Annotated in this window: 10 protein-coding genes; 7 read left to right on the top strand and 3 right to left on the bottom strand. The window is 42.2% G+C overall.

What is annotated here, in order from left to right; genetic code table 11:
• Window positions 1–58: 58 nt before the first annotated feature.
• Window positions 59–2,332 (bottom strand): catalase/peroxidase HPI, encoded by a 2,274-nt coding sequence (katG, locus tag IM797_RS23195; RefSeq protein ID WP_194129590.1) that lies wholly within the window; start codon window positions 2,330–2,332, stop codon window positions 59–61.
• A gap of 415 nt (window positions 2,333–2,747) precedes the next feature.
• Between katG and IM797_RS23190 the strand changes: the two genes are divergently transcribed.
• The 7 genes from IM797_RS23190 (at window position 2,748) to IM797_RS23160 (ending at window position 15,781) form a co-directional block, all read left to right on the top strand.
• A complete protein-coding gene (locus tag IM797_RS23190; RefSeq protein ID WP_194129589.1) occupies window positions 2,748–6,611 on the top strand; it encodes a TIM-barrel domain-containing protein in 3,864 nt (1,287 codons plus the stop codon).
• An 80-nt stretch (window positions 6,612–6,691) separates the two neighbouring features.
• A complete protein-coding gene (locus tag IM797_RS23185; protein WP_194129588.1) occupies window positions 6,692–7,363 on the top strand; it encodes a DUF1266 domain-containing protein in 672 nt (223 codons plus the stop codon).
• 201 nt (window positions 7,364–7,564) lie between these two features.
• Complete coding sequence (locus tag IM797_RS23180; protein WP_194129587.1) at window positions 7,565–8,170, top strand: RNA polymerase sigma factor; 606 nt, start codon at window positions 7,565–7,567, stop codon at window positions 8,168–8,170.
• 83 nt (window positions 8,171–8,253) lie between these two features.
• Window positions 8,254–9,462, top strand: a complete 1,209-nt coding sequence (locus IM797_RS23175; protein WP_194129586.1) for a FecR family protein — start codon at window positions 8,254–8,256, stop codon at window positions 9,460–9,462.
• Window positions 9,463–9,632: 170 nt separating this feature from the next.
• Entirely contained in the window at window positions 9,633–13,169 is a 3,537-nt protein-coding gene (locus tag IM797_RS23170; RefSeq protein WP_194129585.1) for a TonB-dependent receptor, read from the top strand.
• Between the two features lie 86 nt (window positions 13,170–13,255).
• Window positions 13,256–14,605 carry a RagB/SusD family nutrient uptake outer membrane protein gene (locus IM797_RS23165; protein ID WP_194129584.1) on the top strand — a complete coding sequence of 450 codons (1,350 nt, stop codon included), beginning with the start codon at window positions 13,256–13,258 and terminating at the stop codon, window positions 14,603–14,605.
• A 24-nt stretch (window positions 14,606–14,629) separates the two neighbouring features.
• Window positions 14,630–15,781 (top strand): TlpA disulfide reductase family protein, encoded by a 1,152-nt coding sequence (locus IM797_RS23160; protein ID WP_194129583.1) that lies wholly within the window; start codon window positions 14,630–14,632, stop codon window positions 15,779–15,781.
• A gap of 113 nt (window positions 15,782–15,894) precedes the next feature.
• On the opposite strand, the gene IM797_RS23155 is transcribed toward IM797_RS23160, so the two are convergent.
• Window positions 15,895–17,913, bottom strand: a complete 2,019-nt coding sequence (locus IM797_RS23155) for an FAD-dependent oxidoreductase (RefSeq protein ID WP_194129582.1) — start codon at window positions 17,911–17,913, stop codon at window positions 15,895–15,897.
• Window positions 17,913–19,595 (bottom strand): RagB/SusD family nutrient uptake outer membrane protein, encoded by a 1,683-nt coding sequence (locus IM797_RS23150; protein WP_194129581.1) that lies wholly within the window; start codon window positions 19,593–19,595, stop codon window positions 17,913–17,915. Before IM797_RS23150 ends, IM797_RS23155 begins: the two co-directional genes overlap by 1 nt.

The raw sequence follows: 19,595 nt of genomic DNA, 5'->3' as shown, positions 1-19,595 counted from the left end.
ACATAAAAAAGGCCTGGAATCAGAGAGATTCCGGGCCTTTTTCATAGCTGTTTAGATCTTATTTTAAATCAAACCTGTCCAGATTCATAACTTTAGTCCAGGCAGCCACAAAGTCTGCAATAAATTTATCGGCCGAATCGCTACTTGCATAAACCTCAGCAATGGCCCTCAATTCAGCATTCGAGCCAAAGACAAGATCTGCACGTGTAGCCGTCCATTTTACTTCGCCGCTAGCGCGATCACGTCCTTCATAAAGTTCCTTATCAGGTGAGGCTGCTTTCCAGACAATGCCCATATCGAGTAAATTTACGAAGAAATCATTGCTGAGCAATCCTACCTGTCCTGTAAATACGCCATGTTTAGAACCGTCGAAATTAATATTGATGGTACGAAGGCCGCCCAGCAACACGGTTAACTCTGGTGCTGTGAGTGTAAGCAGATGGGCTTTGTCGATCAGCAACTCTTCCGTGGATACCGGGATTTTCGATTTGCGGTAATTACGGAAACCATCAGCAGCAGGCTCCAGATAACCAAATGACTCCACATCAGTTTGTTCCTGCGAAGCATCCATCCGACCAGGAGTAAAAGGAACGGTAGTTCCATATCCGGCAGCGGAAGCGGCTTTTTCAATGCCGACAGCACCGGCAAGCACAATCAAATCAGCCAATGAAACTTTCTTACCTGCGATCTGCGCAACGTTAAAGTCTTTTTGAATGCCTTCCAGTATATCCAATACTTTTTGTAACTGTGCAGGGCTATTTACCTGCCAGTATTTTTGCGGGGCTAAACGGACACGTGCGCCGTTGGCACCGCCACGTTTATCCGTGCCACGGAATGTAGAAGCCGAAGCCCAGGCCGTAGAAACCAATTCGGATACGCTTAAGCCAGAATCCAAAACTTTTGATTTCAAAACTGCAATATCATGATCATCAATGAGTTCATGATCAACAGCTGGAATAGGGTCTTGCCAAAGCAATTCTTCCTGTGGCACTTCAGAACCTAAATAACGTTCCCGAGGCCCCATATCACGATGCGTAAGTTTAAACCAGGCACGAGCAAAAGCATCTGCAAACTGATCCGGATTTTCAAAGAATCGTCTGGATATTTTCTCATATACAGGATCGAATCTTAATGCAAGATCAGTGGTTAGCATGGTTGGCATGTGTTTTTTTGAACTGTCAAATGCATCAGGAATAAAAGCTTCTGCATTTTTTGCTACCCATTGGTGTGCGCCAGCCGGACTTTTAGACAATTGCCATTCAAACCCAAATAAGTTTTCAAAAAAATTATTGCTCCACTGCGTTGGGGTTTTAGTCCATATCACTTCCAAACCACTGGTGATTGCGTCAGCACCCTTACCAGAGCCATAACTATTGCTCCAGCCAAGGCCTTGTGCCTCCAGATCTACCGCTTCAGGCTCTTTACCCACATGATCAGCAGATGCTGCGCCATGGGTTTTCCCAAAACTATGACCGCCTGCAATTAAAGCTACCGTTTCCTCATCATCCATCGCCATCCGACCAAAAGTATCACGAATGTCTTTAGCAGAAGCAACAGGATCGGGATTGCCATCCGGGCCTTCCGGATTCACATAGATTAAGCCCATTTGAACAGCAGCCAATGGTTTTTCTAAATTGCGGGAGTGGATGTCGCCATCGGCATCATCATCTGTAACCAATACACCATCACCTGCTACCCCCGAAGAACCATGTGCATAACGCAAGTCGCCACCTAACCAGGTGGTTTCAGCACCCCAATATACCGATTCATCCGCTTCCCAGGCATCTTCCCTACCACCTGCAAAACCAAAGGTTTTAAAACCCATTGATTCCAGTGCTACATTACCAGTCAGAATTAACAGATCGGCCCACGAAATGCTGCGACCATATTTTTGTTTGATTGGCCAAAGCAGCCTCCGGGCCTTATCAAGACTTACATTATCCGGCCAACTGTTAAGCGGGGCAAAACGTTGTAAGCCTGCACCTGCCCCACCGCGACCATCACCTACCCGATATGTTCCTGCACTGTGCCATGCCATGCGTATAAATAAACCACCATAGTGGCCAAAATCAGCCGGCCACCAATCCTGCGAATCTGTCATCAAAGCATGAAGATCTGCTTTTACCGCTGCGAGATCCAGGCTTTTAAAAGCCTCAGCATAACTAAAATCCGTTCCCATAGGATCAGACAAGGACGAGTGTTGACGCAAAATATTTAATTTCAATTGATTGGGCCACCAATCACGGTTTCGGGTACCGCCACCGGCTACATTATGTTTCATACTGCCATTGTGAAATGGACATTTACTGATATCGTTCGGATCTTTTTCCATGTTTTATAAGTTTAGCTACTGAATACTTTATTTAGCTCCACCGTTGTAAAGCATTATAAATTTATGGTTTTACAAGAGATAATCCCAATCAATAAATTCTATGCTAAATAGTTAAAAACTATGATGATGAGGTTTGTCCCCGATTTTCACAAAAGTTTGCGCAAACGTTTGTGTATAGGTAACCTTGCAGATCCACCAGCTTCATCCAACCAGGCAGCGCACACTTTCAACCTTATTCTTTTGCAATCATAAAATTCATTTTCTTCTATTTTTGTAACAGCAAGCCAGCATGAGGAATAATCAGATAAAGACATTTTATCACCACTTAAAAATCAAACGTTTGCGTAATTATTCCATGCATTACAACAATAGATAATTCTATCTTGGCAACAACTATTATGTTACCATAAAGACAATGAAACCATTTTGGACTCCTAAACCACAAAACAGCGCTTTGCTAACCCTGGCTTTTATCTCACTAACTTGTTATATTCAGCTTATTGCAGCAGAAAAAACAATGACCTTCCAGCAGGTATGGCAACAGGATCAGAAAGTCATCGCTGCAAAAAAAATCAGCCCAACCGTCGTTGAAGTATCTCTATCGAACAATCAACGTTTGACATTTGACTTTTATGCCGATCAGATTTTCAGGCTTTTTCAGGACAATTCAGGCGGATTGATGAGAGACCCCGATTCGAAACCTGAAGCCAGAATATTGGTACAAAATCCAAGAACGCCAGTAAAAAAATTAATTCTGACTGATGAAAACAACCTCATTACCATAAGTACCAATAAGATATCGGTTCAGATAAATAAAAACACCACTTTGTTAAAAATCACGAATCTGGTTACAAATACAATCGTTTTAGAAGAGCTTGCACCAATCCGTTTTGAAAAAACTGAGGTGGGGTTAACATTAAAAGAAAATCCGCAGGAATATTTTTATGGTGGCGGTGTACAAAACGGGCGCTTCTCCCATAAGGGCAAAATAATCGCTGTTGAAAATCAAAATAGCTGGACAGATGGCGGAGTGGCTTCTCCCAGTCCTTATTTCTGGTCGTCAAAAGGATATGGCGTCCTATGGCATACTTTTAAAAAAGGGAAATATGATTTTGGAGCCAAAGAAAAAGGCCTGGTAAAAATAAGTCATGAAACCAATTACCTCGATGTTTTTTTCATGATCAGCAATGGCCCCTCTGCCCTGTTGAAAGACTTTTATCAATTGACAGGAAATCCGGTATTGCTACCTAAGTTTGGTTTCTACCAAGGGCATTTAAATGCATATAACCGCGATTACTGGAAAGAAGATGAAAAAGGAATCTTATTTGAAAACGGTAAACGCTATAAAGAGAGTCAGAAAGACAATGGTGGGATCAAAGAATCCTTAAATGGAGAGCATAACAATTACCAGTTTTCTGCCAGAGCAGTGATTGACAGCTATAAAAAGAATGACCTGCCTTTTGGCTGGTTACTTCCAAATGATGGCTATGGCGCCGGTTATGGCCAGACCAATACTTTAGATGGCAATATTCAAAATCTGAAGAGCCTGGGTGAATATGCCAGGAAAAATGGTGTTGAGATCGGGTTGTGGACGCAATCAGACCTTCACCCTAAGCCAGAAGTCAGTGCCTTGTTACAGCGGGACATCCTGAAAGAAGTAAAAGACGCCGGCGTTCGCGTATTGAAAACAGATGTAGCCTGGGTGGGTGCGGGTTACTCCTTTGGACTTAACGGCGTTGCAGACGTAGCCCAGATCATGACAAAACATGGCAATAACAGCCGACCATTTATCATCTCCTTAGATGGATGGGCGGGAACGCAACGTTATGCCGGAATCTGGTCAGGTGACCAAACCGGCGGTGTTTGGGAGTATATTCGCTTCCACATTCCTACTTACCTGGGTTCCGGCCTATCCGGGCAACCCAATATCACTTCAGATGTAGATGGAATTTTCGGCGGTAAAAACCCAATCGTCAATACCAGGGACTATCAATGGAAAACCTTTACGCCAATGCAGTTAAACATGGATGGCTGGGGTGCTAACGAAAAATATCCTCAGGCTTTAGGCGAGCCGACCACTTCGATTAATCGCCACTACTTAAAGCTAAAATCCGAGCTGTTACCTTACACTTACAGCATTGCCAAAGAAGCCGTGACCGGCCTACCCATCATCAGAGCTATGTTTCTGGAGTATCCGAATGCCTATACCCAAGGTACCGCTACACAATACCAGTTTCTATACGGACCAAATTTCTTAGTCGCTCCAATTTACCAGGCTACAAAAGCAGATGAAAAAGGCAACGATATCCGGAACGGGATTTACCTCCCCCAAGGCATATGGATTGATTATTTCTCCGGAGAAAAATACACGGGAAATAGCATACTAAACAGCTTCGAAGCACCCATATGGAAATTACCAGTTTTTGTTAAAAATGGCGCGATCATTCCATTAACAAATCCAAACAACAATGTAACCGAAGTCAATAAAAACCTGCGCATATATGAGTTTTATCCGGCAGGGAAAAGTTCGTTTACGGAATATGATGATGACGGAACTTCGGAACAATACCAATTAAATAAGGGAACCTATAGCCTGATTGAATCCACGGTTGACCGAAACAACCGAGTTGTACTCAGCATTCACCCTACAAAAGGGAGTTTCAATGGTTTTGTCAAAGAAAAAGTAACGGAACTTAGGGTCAACGTATCGCAAAAACCCCAAAAAGTATCGGTTAGAATAGGCAACAAAGACGTTAAACTGACCGAAGTAAACTCAATGAACGACTATTTGGCTAAGCAGGATGTCTACTTTTACCAATCGGCTCCAAATTTGAATCAATTTGCAACTCCGGGAACGGAGTTTGCGAAGGTAGCGATATTGAAAAATCCGCAGCTACTGATCAAACTCGGCGCAACAAATACTGCGGTCAATTCTGTCAGCGCAACAATTGAAGGCTTCATATTTGAACCCAGAGATCAACAACGAATTTCATCAGGAAAGCTAACCGTACCCACCCAGGCAGGTGTTTCAAATCTGAATAGCGCAGCCTATACCTTAAAACCAACCTGGTCAAAAGTCGATCATGCCGATTTCTATGAAATAGTTTTTAACGGTATGCTTTATACAACCATCAAAGATACCAGCTTACTATTCGATGGCTTAAGCGCTGAAACGCCATATGCTTTTAAACTACGTGCCGTAAATAAAGATGGGCATTCTGACTGGACAACATTTAAAACCACAACAAAAGCAAACCCACTTCAATTTGCAATCCATGGCATCCGCGCAACGCTTAGCGCACAGGATCAGGGCGGATCAGAGATCAGCAAATTATTCGATTTTGATGAAAGCAATATGTGGCATACCAAATGGGGCACCAATGCCATTCCTTTTGATCTGATTATCGACCTAAAAACCATCAATCAATTGGACAAATTCCAGTATCTGCCGCGTTCAGGAAAAGGAAATGGGATCCTGATGAAGGGTAAGGTATTTTACAGCAATGATCAGCAAACCTGGACAGATGCAGGTACATTCGACTGGGCCTATACCGACGCGGTGAAAACATTTGATTTCAGGACACATCCCACAGCCCGTTACGTCAAATTAGTGGTCTCTGAAGGATCAGGAGGTTTTGGTTCGGGCAGGGAATTGTATATTTTCAAAGTTCCAGGTACTCCCAGTTATCTTCCTGGAGACATCAATAACGACCGTTTGATCGATAGAAATGACCTCACTTCCTATACCAATTATACCGGTCTCCGAAAAGGTGATGCTGATTTTGAAGGTTACATCAGCAATGGTGACATCAACGGCAACAATCTGATTGACGCTTATGACATTTCTTCTGTAGCCACCCAAATTGATGGTGGCATTGCCCCTGGTAAAATCGACAAAGTTAGCGGAAAGTTGGAAATCAGTATTTCAAAAGCACAATATGCTAAAGATGAAATCATTGAAGTTAAGGTGCAAGGCATTGATCTCAAATCTGTAAATGCTTTCAGTTTTGCGTTACCATATCTTCCAAAAGATTATGAATTTGTGAGTGTACAAATTTTAAATACCGGGCAAATGGAGAACCTGACGTACGACAGACTACATACCAATGGTAATAAAGCACTTTATCCAACTTTTGTGAACTTAGGCAATAAGCCAGCTTTAAATGGCAATGTAGAATTGTTTAACATCAAATTGAGAGCGAAACGAAATCTTAAATTTAACCTTAATGTTTTGGATGGTATTCTGGTCGATAAAGACCTGAATACCCATGGCTTTTAGCGTAAGGCAATGAGCAGTGGAGTAAACATGTAATGGCTCGGTAATTGTTAGGATTTTGTCATAAAACAAATCTATCAATTATGAAAAAATCAATTCTCTCTGCTCTTGCCATCGTAATCTGCCTTGGCGTAATCTCTTGTAATGGCGGTAAAACCACCTCAGATGGTGCAAAACAAGAATCTGATGGCACTAAACAAGATGCCGACAAACTCAAGGATGAAAAACTAAGCAGCTTTATGTTGGGCGGTATTTATTTTATTCAAGGTTATGGCGGGCAGACTGCTGTTAATGACATGATAAAAACTGATGACCCAAAAGAAATTGTAGGCAATTACAAAGAATTACTGGAATTTCCTTTTAAACCTGAAGACGGCTCGGCCGATGCCAAACGTACGCTAAAGAGCTGGTGGGATATTAATGATAAAGCTGGATTGGAAAAAGTTCTGGAAAAGCTAAAAACAGGGGATACAAAAAATCCACATAAAGCCTGGGACTATGCCCGCTTGGTAAACAATGCCTGTATGGGATACGCTGCAGGATATTTATCTAAAGATGAAGTGGAAAAATTCGTTACCTCGACCCTGCCACTGGCGCAAAAAGAATTTAAAACCTGGGATGATTATTATACAGATTTTAATGCCGGCAGAAAAGTTTGGGCCGGAGATCCAAGCGGTGATAAAGCATTTGAAGATCTGAGTAAAGAAATTACAAAAGGAAATAAAAGCATTTATCAAATATTGCCACTTAACTAATTTCACCCATCAGAAACAAATACATTAAGCAGGCTTTTTATCCAAAAAACATTGAGGATAAAAAGTCTGTTTTTTTTTATATCCCAAGGTATAGTCAGTACGACAAACCCGCTTGTACTTCATAGAAAAATAAGCTAATTTTCCAACTCCGATTCAAATGGTCAATTTAGCAGGAATACAGGTATGATCCAAAGGCAGAATATGAATGAAGACTGGGCTACATTTGTATCAGATGGCAATGAACAGTCCTTTTATAAGATATATACACACTACTGCCATTATTTGAATTTTATCGGACTTAAAAGGAGTTTTCCCGGGGACAAAGTTAAAGATGCCATCAGTGACGTTTTTTTTTACATTTGGGAACAACGCACAAAACTAGATCACATCAACACGCCCCACAATTATATCGTCACATCTTTTTTAAGAGCGTTATATAAAACCAATCGTGCCGACAATCATGAATCCCTGGATGAGTTTGATGTAGCGGAATTTGGGCTAAGCCCCTCTCTTGAAGAACTGCACATCGAACAACAAAAAAATGCCGGGCTGCAGGCTTTACTGAAGAAATACATGACCCAGCTTGCACCAAAGCAAAGGGATTTACTTTACCAAAAGTTTTATCTGGACCTCTCCTATCAGGAAATTGCGCAAGCCAATAATATTTCTATAAACACAGTGTATAACACCACCTATAAGGCAGTAGAAAAACTGAAGCGCCAAATCGGAAAAGATGAAATACTCTTGATTTCACTGGCAGTTTTACTGGGCCTGCTCCTATTCTTTTCTAAACTTCATGGCTCATAGAATAATTTATTTTATTTTTTTATAAAAAGAGTAGTGAATTATAGCAAGTACATACTCTATTCATAAAATCACCATCAATACGTATGATGTCAAGAGAAGAAATCAGCAAACTGATTCAAGATGAGCTATTTTTAAGCTATTGTTTCCAAAAGGATGCTACAGCGGTTAGCTATTGGGAAGAAAAACTTAAAACCGAACCTGAAAACCGGGCTGAGATTCTGGAATTAAAAAAGCTGATTGTTTTGATGGCTTTTGAAACGGGCCAGCAATCACTCGATGCACAGAAAGATACACTCCAGAAACGAATTGCTAAAAGCGCAAAAATACAGAAACGTAGCATGAAAATCTGGTACTGGTCGGCCGCAGCGGCAGTGTTGCTCATCATCTCCGGTAGCCTGGGCTACCTGGCTTATCAACAGAACGTCACAGCCGACACGAAAAATCGCCTAAGCAAAGTAAAACCTGGTGGAAACAGTGCCATTCTAAGATTGGCCAATGGCCAGGAAATTGCCTTAAATAAACTTCAGAATGGCACCGTTTTGAAACAGCAAAACCTGAGCATCACCAAAGCTAAAGATGGAACAATCCTTTATAAAATTGATGCTGAACAAAACAATGAATCTGAGCAGCAGGAATTTAACACCATCATTACACCAAATGGCGGAACCTATAAAGTAAACCTTCCAGATGGAACAAACATTTGGTTAAATGCTAAAAGCGAATTGAAATACCCACTACATTTTGGCAAAACAGACCGTAAAGTGGAGTTGGTCGGTGAAGCTTACTTTGAGGTTATGACGATGAAAAACAAGCCCTTTTTCGTATTGTCGAGGCAGCAGACTATTGAGGTTCTTGGTACCCATTTTAACGTAAACGCCTATGCCGATGAAACCCTTGTTAAAACAGCTCTACTGCAGGGAATGGTCAAAGTATCAGCTTCCAATCAGCCTGGCACAAACAAAATACTTCATCCCGGACAAATGGCTGTGTGGAACCCACATCATGCTGCCTTCTCCGTTCAGGAAACAGATACAGAACTTGCAGTAGCCTGGAAAAATGGATTATTTCAGTTTAAAGATGCAGATTTGACAACCATACTACGCTGCTTTTCACGTTGGTATAATATCGATATCGTGGCAAACGGTAAGATCAGCGACAGAACATTTTCAGGTAAACTTTATCGAAATGTAAATGCCTACCAGGCACTACAAGTACTTAAATTACTGGGCCTTGACTATAGTTTAGAAAAAACTCAGCCACAGCAACCACTAAAAATCATTATTAAACCTTAAAACCAATACTAAACATGATTAAAACACTAACCTAACCATCCCATAAGGGGAAAGGAAAAAGCAGAGGTGTTACGAGCACCCCTGCCTAAAAATCCGGACTAACCCTTTAATTGGTGCAAAAAACGATTCAACTAAACCATTTCTGTATTAATCCAAACTTTACAAAAGTAATGAAATTAAATGCGATTAGCGGAGCCATGCCTTATGCCTGGTTTCCAAAAAAATTATTACGAATTATGAAACTGACCACCCTGCTGTTGATTGTAGGCTTGATACAGGCAAGCGCTACAGGATATAGCCAAAAGGTATCTTTAACGGAACGAAATGTACCGATAGCCAAAGTCTTCCAGGCCATTGAAAAGCAAACGGGCTATGTGTTCCTGTACGACAATAGCCTGTATAAACAAAACATCAGTATCAACGTTAAAAATGCCAGCATTGAGGAAATCATCAATAACCACTTCAATACCCTTCCATTAACCTTCAGCATTGTTAACGGCAACAACATTGTGGTTAAATACAAGCCAGAATCCCTTGCGGACAAGGTTTTGAAGCTATTTAACCAGCAGGAACCAATAAAAGGTAAAATCACTGACGAAACCGGGAAACCAATTCCTGGGGTAACAATCATAAACAAAACCAACGGAAAAGGTGCTATAGCAAACAATGCCGGATTATACAGCATTGCTGCAGAGAAAGGCGACCAACTGGCATTTAGTTATATTGGTTACCAATCCAGAAAGATCACTGTGAGCACTGAACAGACCATAAATATATCCCTGGAGCCGGAAACCTCCAGTCTGGATCAGGTGGTCGTAGTGGGCTATGGAAATACCAAGAAAAAAGACCTGACCGGATCCGTTGCCATTGTGAATGCCGCAGACTTAAAAGATGCCCCTTTTGCCACAATAGACAATGCATTAGCAGGTAAAGCTGCCGGAGTACAAGTCACCAAGGCCGATGGTTCTCCTGGAGGTGCAGTGCGCATACGGATTAGGGGTTCCAGCTCTTTACTGGGAGGAAATGACCCCTTATATATTATTGATGGCATACCAGTTCAGGTGTCGAATAACTATATCAATCCAGGATTTGATGTAGGTAGTCCGATTGGAAATGAAATTAATGGCATGGGCAGCATGAACACAGGATTATCTACTGCATTTACGAATGGCTTGAATAGCCTGGGTGGTTTAAATGTAGATGATATCGAATCGATCAGTATCCTTAAGGATGCCTCTTCTACTGCGATCTATGGTTCAAAAGCGGCAAATGGTGTAGTTATGATCACCACAAAAAGAGGTAAAAAAGACATGAAACCGCAAATTAATGCAAATTATTATACGACGGTTACTACGCCCAAACTACCTAAATTATTAAATGCTGATGAGTACAAAATGCTACTCACAGAATCTGCTCAAAATCTAATGAATGAAGCAGATCCAGACGAAGATTATATACCGGAAAATATAGATGCCATTTTAAACCATTCGGATACTTTCTTTGGTAAAGCAAATACCGACTGGCTGAAGGAGATTACTCGAAATACCGTATCTCACAATGCAGATCTTTCCGTGCAAGGCGGTGGTGCTGCTTCTAAGTACTTCAGTTCTATTTCTTTTAATCAAACACCCGGGGTGGTGAAGGCTACAAATTATCAGCGCATTGCAGGTAAGTTAAATTTAGAGAACGAGATTGGGCGTAAGTTCCGGTTTATCACCAATTTAAATTTAGGCTATACGGATCAGAATATTGGCGACGGGGCTTATGGACAAGCCTTAAGGGCACGCCCCGATTTAGCTCCTTATGATGAAAACGGCATGCCTACGAGTTTTGTTGGACAAGGTGGTGAGGATTATCAGGGCTTTCAAAATCCGGTTGGATTATTGCAAGCGACGAACAATGCCAAGACATTTAGTCTCCTGGGATCACTATCGGCGCTATACGACATCACAAAAGCACTACAGTTCAAGAGTACGGTCTCTGTAAATATGCAAACTTATAACCAGCGCATTTATATGCCTAGCTTTATTCAGACGGGTAGCTATTTTGGCACAGCTTCAGAAAAATCAGGTATTGGAAGCAATTCCAACAGCAGAATGGCCAACTGGTTTTTGGAAAATACACTTACCTATACTAAAAATATAGCGGACATTCACGACATCAATGTTTTAGCCGGTACTTCTTATGAGACCAGGAAAAACAGTTTCTTTAGTGCTACCGCTTCAGGATACCCAAATGATCATTCGCTCAATAACCTTTCTTCGGCAATCACCCCGTTGTTTACTCGCGGTGATGAGCCTGCAGGGCCGCAGAGCTATTTATTGTCATTTTATTTACGGGCAAATTATACTTTAATGGATAAATACCTGTTTACTTTTACGGGTAGAACAGACGGTTCGTCGAAGTTTGGTCCGAACAACAAATTTGGCTATTTCCCATCGGCAGCCCTGGGATGGAGAATCTCCAAAGAGAACTTTCTGAAAGATGTAAAGTGGATCGATGACTTTAAAGTAAGAGGTAGTTATGGATTAACCGGAAGTCAGAACATTGGCGACCAAATGTACCGCACATTATATAGCCCCAAGGCTTATGCTGGCGCGAATGCCTTAATTCCCACTCAACTGGGGAATGAAAGCATCAAATGGGAAAGTACAAAATCTACTGATTTGGGATTAGACGTTTCCTTATTTAACAACAGATTACAACTTACAGCAGATTATTATGATAAGCGAACAAACGGGGCCTTACTTTATTTACCCGTTCCTGCAAGTAGTTCTTATGCTTTCCTGCTCAGCAATGCTGCAGATCTGAAAAACCAGGGTTTTGAATTCTCCTTGCAAGGTGATATCATAAAAAATAAAGATTTCAGATGGAATGCTTCATTGAATGTGACCTGGAACAAAACCATTGTTACCAAGTTGGATCCAAAAGCCAATTTGGGGCAGTCGGGAGGAATGACTGGTCTGGAATGGCAAAATACCCGGATTGCAGAAGGGATGCCTTTGGGAATGATTTTAGGTTATACCCATACCGGCATCATTAAAACTCAGGAACAACTGGATGCTTATAAAAAAGAGATTGGGCCAGCACAACCCATACTCTATCCATTTCTTGGTATTGGAGATCCAATGTATCAGCTAGATTATGAGTACTACAAATCGAGTAAATCTGCGATTGCAGATGCAAAGACGATCATCGCCAATGCTGCCCCCAAGTATTATGGAGGCTTTACACAAGGTTTTGGCTATAAAAACCTGGATCTCCAACTGTTCTTCACTTTTTCCCAGGGTGGCAAATTGTTATGGGGTGATCACATCAGCAGCAGACAGTTCAATGGGACTTCAAACTCGCATGCATTGATGTTAGACCGTTACCATCCTGGAAACACAGAAACCAACCGTGAACGTCTGGTATTGGAAGGTACGATGCCTATGCCTTCAAGTATTGATGTGTTCAGTTCTTCTTATATCAAACTAAGGACCTTAAACATGAACTATAAATTTAACCAGGCCAAGTGGATGCAACGTGCAGGATTACAGAACACTTCTGTCTTTTTCTCAGCCACAAACCTTTTCACCATTACCAAATATCCGGGCAATGACCCTGAAACCAGCAATGACACCTTTAGTGTAGGTGGAGGATATTTTGATGTAAGCAATTATCCGGTGGTGCGTACATTTTCACTAGGCTTTAAACTTGGGTTTTAACATAAAATATTGAGATGAAATATATACAATTCAAATTACTACTACTGTTATTGTTAACATGTACATTTTTTTCATGTGAAAAGCAATTGAACGTTTTTCCTACCAATAAATTAGTAGATGGCAATGTAATCATTGACCTTAAAAGTGCTGAGACCGTATTAAATGGGGTATACTATAATTTTGCAAACGTAGGGTTGGATTATAGTAGCCTGGAGTCTGTTAGATGGGTTTCAGTAAATGAAATTTTGCCCTCAGAACTTTCCGGATCATTGGCTTATTCTTATGGTCAGGATGGATTCATGAACATGGTTTATCGTAATTCTAACCAGGTACTTGCAAGTAAATGGAGATACGGTTACAATATGGTGAATGCAGCTAATGGTTTTCTAAAGAATGTGGAACCAGTAAGCAATATTCCAGCAGAGCGGAAAAAACAAATGATTGGTGAAGCTAAGTTTCTACGTGCTTTTGCCAATACTGATCTGCTACTTTATTTTGGCCATTATTATGATGTGAATAGCAAATATGGAATTATATTAAGAGATGAATTTGTTTCTGCGGAAAATGTAAAGTTACCGAGAAGTACTGTTGCCGCCGCCTATGATGCCATACTTAAGGATCTGGATGATGCTATTGCTGCTTTGCCACTTTTAAATACTCAAATCCATTATGCGAATGTTTGGGTAGCAAAAATGCTTAAGGCAAGGGTACTGATTAACAGAGGATCAGCGGGAGATTATACCCAGGTTGTAAATTTAACAGAGGACATCATTCAAAACAGCAATTTCCTGCTGGAGCCGAATTTAAAAGACCTATTTCATGTAAAAGGTTTTACAAGTAAGGAAGTGATGTTATCACTACAGCCTTTTCCCGTTGACAATTGGAAATTTTACCTGAATAATACAAGCGTAGACTATTACGTTACGCCCAGCTTAAAAGATTTGCTAGCAAAAGATCCAAGACAAACCTGGATGTATAAAGATGCAGCAAATATAAATGGGATCTTACCTTCAGTAACCAAGTACTATTCGGGACCTGCAATAAAGCCTGTAAAAACCGCTTTAGCATGTAACAGTTATGCCTTCCGTTTAACTGAAGCTTATTTGATGCAAGCCGAAGCCATCGCTTTATTGGGTTCTGACCTTAGTGGAGCCAAAGCGCGTTTAAAAACCATACTGTCCTGTGCAGGGATCACTGATTTTTCGGCTGTGGATGATGCAACTACGCCAGAGGCCATGCAATTGTTGGTAGTACAGGAAGTACGGAAGAATTTCTTAGCGGAAAGTGGCCTGGATTGGTTTGCCATGCGCAGACTTCCTTTTAAAACGTTGCAATTGTTAAGACCGAATATCAAGTCTGTTTTTTCGCTAACACTTCCTATTCCTATCGCTGAGATCAATGCGAATGATTTAATTGAACAAAATCCGGTGGATTAATTTTTTAAGATTAATATAAATTTTATGTGTAAATCAATATATACGTTACTTTTAGTTTTGACAACAGCAGGAGCTAGCGTCGCACAAAAACCCAGTTCTGAAAAGAAGGTTGTTTTTAAGGGAACAGCAGCAGCCAAATACAATGGCCAATATGTTTACCTGTTTTCTAATCTTCCAAAGTCAATTCGCGATAGCGCAAAGATTGTGAATGGAACATTTACCTTTTCCCAACCTTTTACAGAAATGGGCGACTTCGGCTTTTATAGCGGCCATGAGAAGAAAACAAAAGGAGATTATTCTATACTGAGTATTCCCTTCGAAGGCCCCGCTGAAATTGTCATCGAAGCAGATATGGAGCTTCTTGAAAATTCTAAAGTCAAAGGTGCTGCTGGTTTTCAGTTCTACAATTCTTTTTTCAGGACTACAAATCCGGTTTACGAAAAAATGATCAATGAACTGGGGGATAAATATGGCAAAGCCTATCTATATGATATGAAACGCGATACTACGGCACAGAAGTTTAAGGACATGATCAGGGAATACAACAAGGGCAAAGCTGCTTACAATGAATTGCTGAAACAACAGCTGATTAAAACCGTAAATGAGCATCCAAAATCATTTGCCTCTGTGCTCCTACTTCAAAATTTCGCTGAAAATCTGGATCTGGAGACTGCGGAAAGTTTGAGTAAGCAACTTGCGCCATCCATCATGAATAACTTTTTTGGCCGCAATGTACTACAGCAAATCAAAGGTCGAAAAAAATCAGTCACTGGTAATCTCGTGGAGGATTTCACCTTAAATGATCCAAAAGATCAGCCGCTAAAGTTTTCCTCATTGAAAAACAAATACCTGCTGATCGATTTCTGGGGGAGCTGGTGCGGGCCATGCCATACCGCTTTCAAGGATTTGAGAACATTACATGCCAAATACCATGGCAAGGGATTTGAAATTTTAGGTATCGCTACAGAAAACAGCAAAACAGCATGGCTGAAAGATCTTGAAAAGGAGAAATTACCATGGCTGCATGTTATAGATGAACAAGGTAATAAAAGTGTTTCCCTGGGTCAATTTGCAGTGGTCAAATACCCAACAACAGTATTGGTTGATGCCAATGGAAGAATTGTTGGCAGAGATTTGAGTATTGCTGCACTAGAGAAGATATTAGATAAAATGTAGCGTATCAATTCTACCTCTTTAACAGTCGCAATCGGTCTTTTCAACTACGACCGATTGCGGTTGATCATATCTTTAAAATGTCATGAATAGATGCGTACGAATAAGAGAAAAAACTATTCTTTAAAGCCCTCTATGGGAACCAGCAATACAGCGTCGGCAATTACATCTGCGTTGGCGCCCTGATTGGAGATTTCCACATAGCTTTGCTTTCCTGCGGTAAAAGTGTAGCGCCCCAAATGCACCCATTCACCCGAGGTCTGACCAAGTACCGTAACCTCGGCATCCTTGATAGACAATTCGTACAACTGCTTGCCATCATGAATATCGACCCGGGTAGCTGAGGCCCTGTCCTTTTGTTTCGGGTAATAAGTATACAAGTCATATTTCCCGCTTAGCGTCAATGAAGGCTGATATTTCAGGCTGCTCAGTCCCGCAGCAGGCGAAGCCACATAAAAATCTGGTCCATAACCGCCATAAGTTTCCACGCGCCATGTGCCGTTTTTTTGAACAGCCTGCAGATCACTGTTGTCCAGCAGAATTTCCGGCTTACTTCCATTTACCAGGGGATTGCCCTTTAATGTCGCCTGTAATTGCTTTACGTCGATACGTTGCATCGATTGACGTTTTTCGATGGCCTGAACGGCTGCAGTGGCCGCCGATTGTGCGAGTACCATAAATACAGGCTCCATCCGTATGGAGCCGTAAGCTATATGCGTGGCTGAAAGACATACAGGTACGCTCAGATTTTCTACTTCCGAAGCTTTAGGGATGATCGCCCTGTAAGAAATCGGATAAGGCCCAAAGCCACCTTCTTCTACATTGCCTTCATTCTTTACCTGGCCATTTACGATTAGGCGGTCGCAATTGTGCGAATCCATGGTGTAAGCCGCCGTACCTACCCCATCTGTAACCCGCTCCTTACCCTGACAATGGTGCTGGGTCATCACCAAAGCTCCAACCATACGCCTGGCTTCCCTGATGTAAAGCTGATGTGACCAATGGTTATTCCCAACGTATTCGTCTTTTGGATAACCCCATTTTTTCATTTCAGCCCGGATGTGATCAGGCACCCTTTTGTCATTGCCAACAAAGTACAGCAGGCCTTTCGTATAATCCGTATGTGCGTTCCAGATTTCTGCCCTTTTGGTATAATCCGCCTCCGGATATTCCCAGTTCATACCGATCATATCCGTAGAAAAGCCATTTCTGTTGTTAATGTCGGTTTTACCATTGGGCATTCCGCTCCAGATGAATACATCCTGCAAAGACTTCCAGTCCCGTTTTGCCATCTGCCTTAGCAACAGTTCATAGCGCTCTGGCTGATAATTCGTTGGCTGTGTAATCGGCACCTGATTGTTCGGGTCACTGCTTAGACAAATCCTGAAATTATAGGCCTGCAACTTACGGTCGCCCGTACCATTTGCAGCCAACTGACCGTTGCTGATCCCCCAGAGCAATCCACTCCCGGGGTCTCCGGGTGTGCGATAAGGATCTATCCCGTCCGGCAACTGATGTCCGTTCATCAATTGCACGCCATTGAAAGTCTCTTTATAGTCGCTGTTGGCTTCTCGTCCTACCGCATAGGAAACACCGGCCTTCGCCATCAGGTCCCCTTCATAGGAGCAATCGATAAACATCTTGGCCGATACCCTGACATTACTGCCTGCTCCGGTGCTGTGCTCTAGTACCAATTCCCTGATGAGCTTGCCCTGTTTTTTTACATCGATGAGTCGATTTTCATACAGTACTTCCACCTTTGCCCTCCTGACGTAATCCTGAAAGATGTTTTCTGCCACATGGGGCTCAAATACCCACTGCTCAAATTTCCCATAATGCTGACCAATTCTGCGGTAGAAATCCAAAGCTAGTCCACTGATGGCGTATTTGTTTCCGATATCGGTAAGGCCGAGGCCACCGGAACTCATGCCGCCCAAAGTTTTTCCAGGTTCAATCAGTAAAACTTCTTTTCCCAGCTTTGCCGCAGTATAAGCTGCAATTACACCCGCGGAAGTCCCGCCATAAATACAAATATCGTAACTGCTGTGCGCTGGTTGCTGTTGCCCGTAGCTTTGGCCGATATGCAATCCTGTTGCTACAAGCAGCAGCAGGATTACTTTAAATAGGTATTTCATTAGTAGTTGGGATTTTGGATCAATAATTTATTGGTTACGGTCTCCAGGTTTGGAATAGGCCACAGATAGTCGCGGTTTTTGTTGAATGCCCGGACTTCGATCACACGCATGTCTGCCCGGTTTGGAACAGCCGAATAGTCGGCCAAACCATTGTCATCAATTTGTGGGGCCGCAGCTACCAATCCCCTTTGAACCCTCCCGTAGAAATTTCCCGTCATGGCCTTTTCAGCGACCTTCCACCTACGCAGGTCCGACTGCCTGAAGCCTTCCATGGCCAGTTCATATAGCCGTTCCTTGCGGACGAGGTTACGGAACTCAATATTGGTTTTTCCTGACAAGATCGCCGGCATGGCTACACTCGGCCGCTGCCTAACCAGGTTAATGGCATCGTATGCCGACTGATCTAGTTGGCTCAGTTCATTTTTCGCTTCAGCATAGATCAGCAGTACCTCAGCATACCTGATCTGAATGACGTTGAGTTCAGAATTGGTCCTATCGATCTTGTCCTCCAGGTCAACGTACTTTCTCCAGCAGTATCCGGTAAATGTAGCAAATGCATTGATCGCATCCTGATTATCAACCCGTGTAGCAGGCGTGGTATTGTAATTCCAGCACTTCAGGCTATCGCGATGCGTTTCAAACTGGTAATTGAAAAAGGTAGAGCCTGGCAAAACGACGGTAAAGCCCAATCTTGGATCCCTGTTTTTATAAGGATTCTGGGGATCAAACAAGGGCGACTCGTCGATATTTAAGCCATCCGTACAAGGATAAACATCTACCAGCGATTGGGAAGGCACTTTATTGGAAAAGCCCTGTCCATTCCTGGACAATAAATTGTTAGGCGTGGAATGGGTCTTGGTCTTAGAAGCCCGGAGGTATTGGAAGGCCCAGATGATCTCGCTTGAGTTTTGACCGGCATAACTGAACAACGCACCAAAATTATTGTGCAAGCCGTATACTTTTAAATCCATCACTGCTTTGGCTGCCTCAGCAGCATCTGCCCAACGCTCATTGTTCAATGCAGTACGGGCTTTAATGGCTAAAGCGGCACCACGACTAGCCCTACCTACATCTGCACCTGTATAACTTAAAGAAAGGTCTGCAGCACATTCAGTCAACTCCTTCAACACAAAGTCGACCACAGACGCCTTTGCCGTTTTTGCGATCTGCGACTCTTCCAGCTTCAGCATATTCGTGACTAATGGTACATCCCCAAAGTAATCCGTAAGGTAATTGTAGGTATAAGCCCGGATGAATCTCGCCTCCGATCTGGAGCGGTTAAATATTGCAGGACTGGCCTTATCCTGAACCTTATAGAGGTTATCAAGCACGAAATTACATTTCGCGATCACCCTATAGGCCTCACGCCAGATGTCTCGTGCATAGGTATTGTTACTATCGTGATTGCCCTTGCCAATGCTTTGCAGTGCACTATTATTACGATCCCAACCGATATCTGTTCCATTGTCTATCGATAGATTGACGGGCATGTTATCCAAAGGTGCATAGCCTGCATATTTATACAGGCCGTTGACCGCAAGGACCAGTTCATCCTGATTGGTAAAAAATGTTTCATCTGAAGGTCCGGATAAAGGGCTTTTATCCAGGTATCCTTTTTTACATGATGCGCCAAGTATGACCCCAAAGGCCAAGATTATAACGAGGTATATATTTGTTTTCAT

It is taken from the genome of Pedobacter sp. MC2016-24 (assembly GCF_015223055.1).
Lineage (GTDB): Bacteria > Bacteroidota > Bacteroidia > Sphingobacteriales > Sphingobacteriaceae > Pedobacter.
Note: the sequence above shows the minus strand (reverse complement) of the source record. Positions and strands in the feature narration are given on the sequence as shown.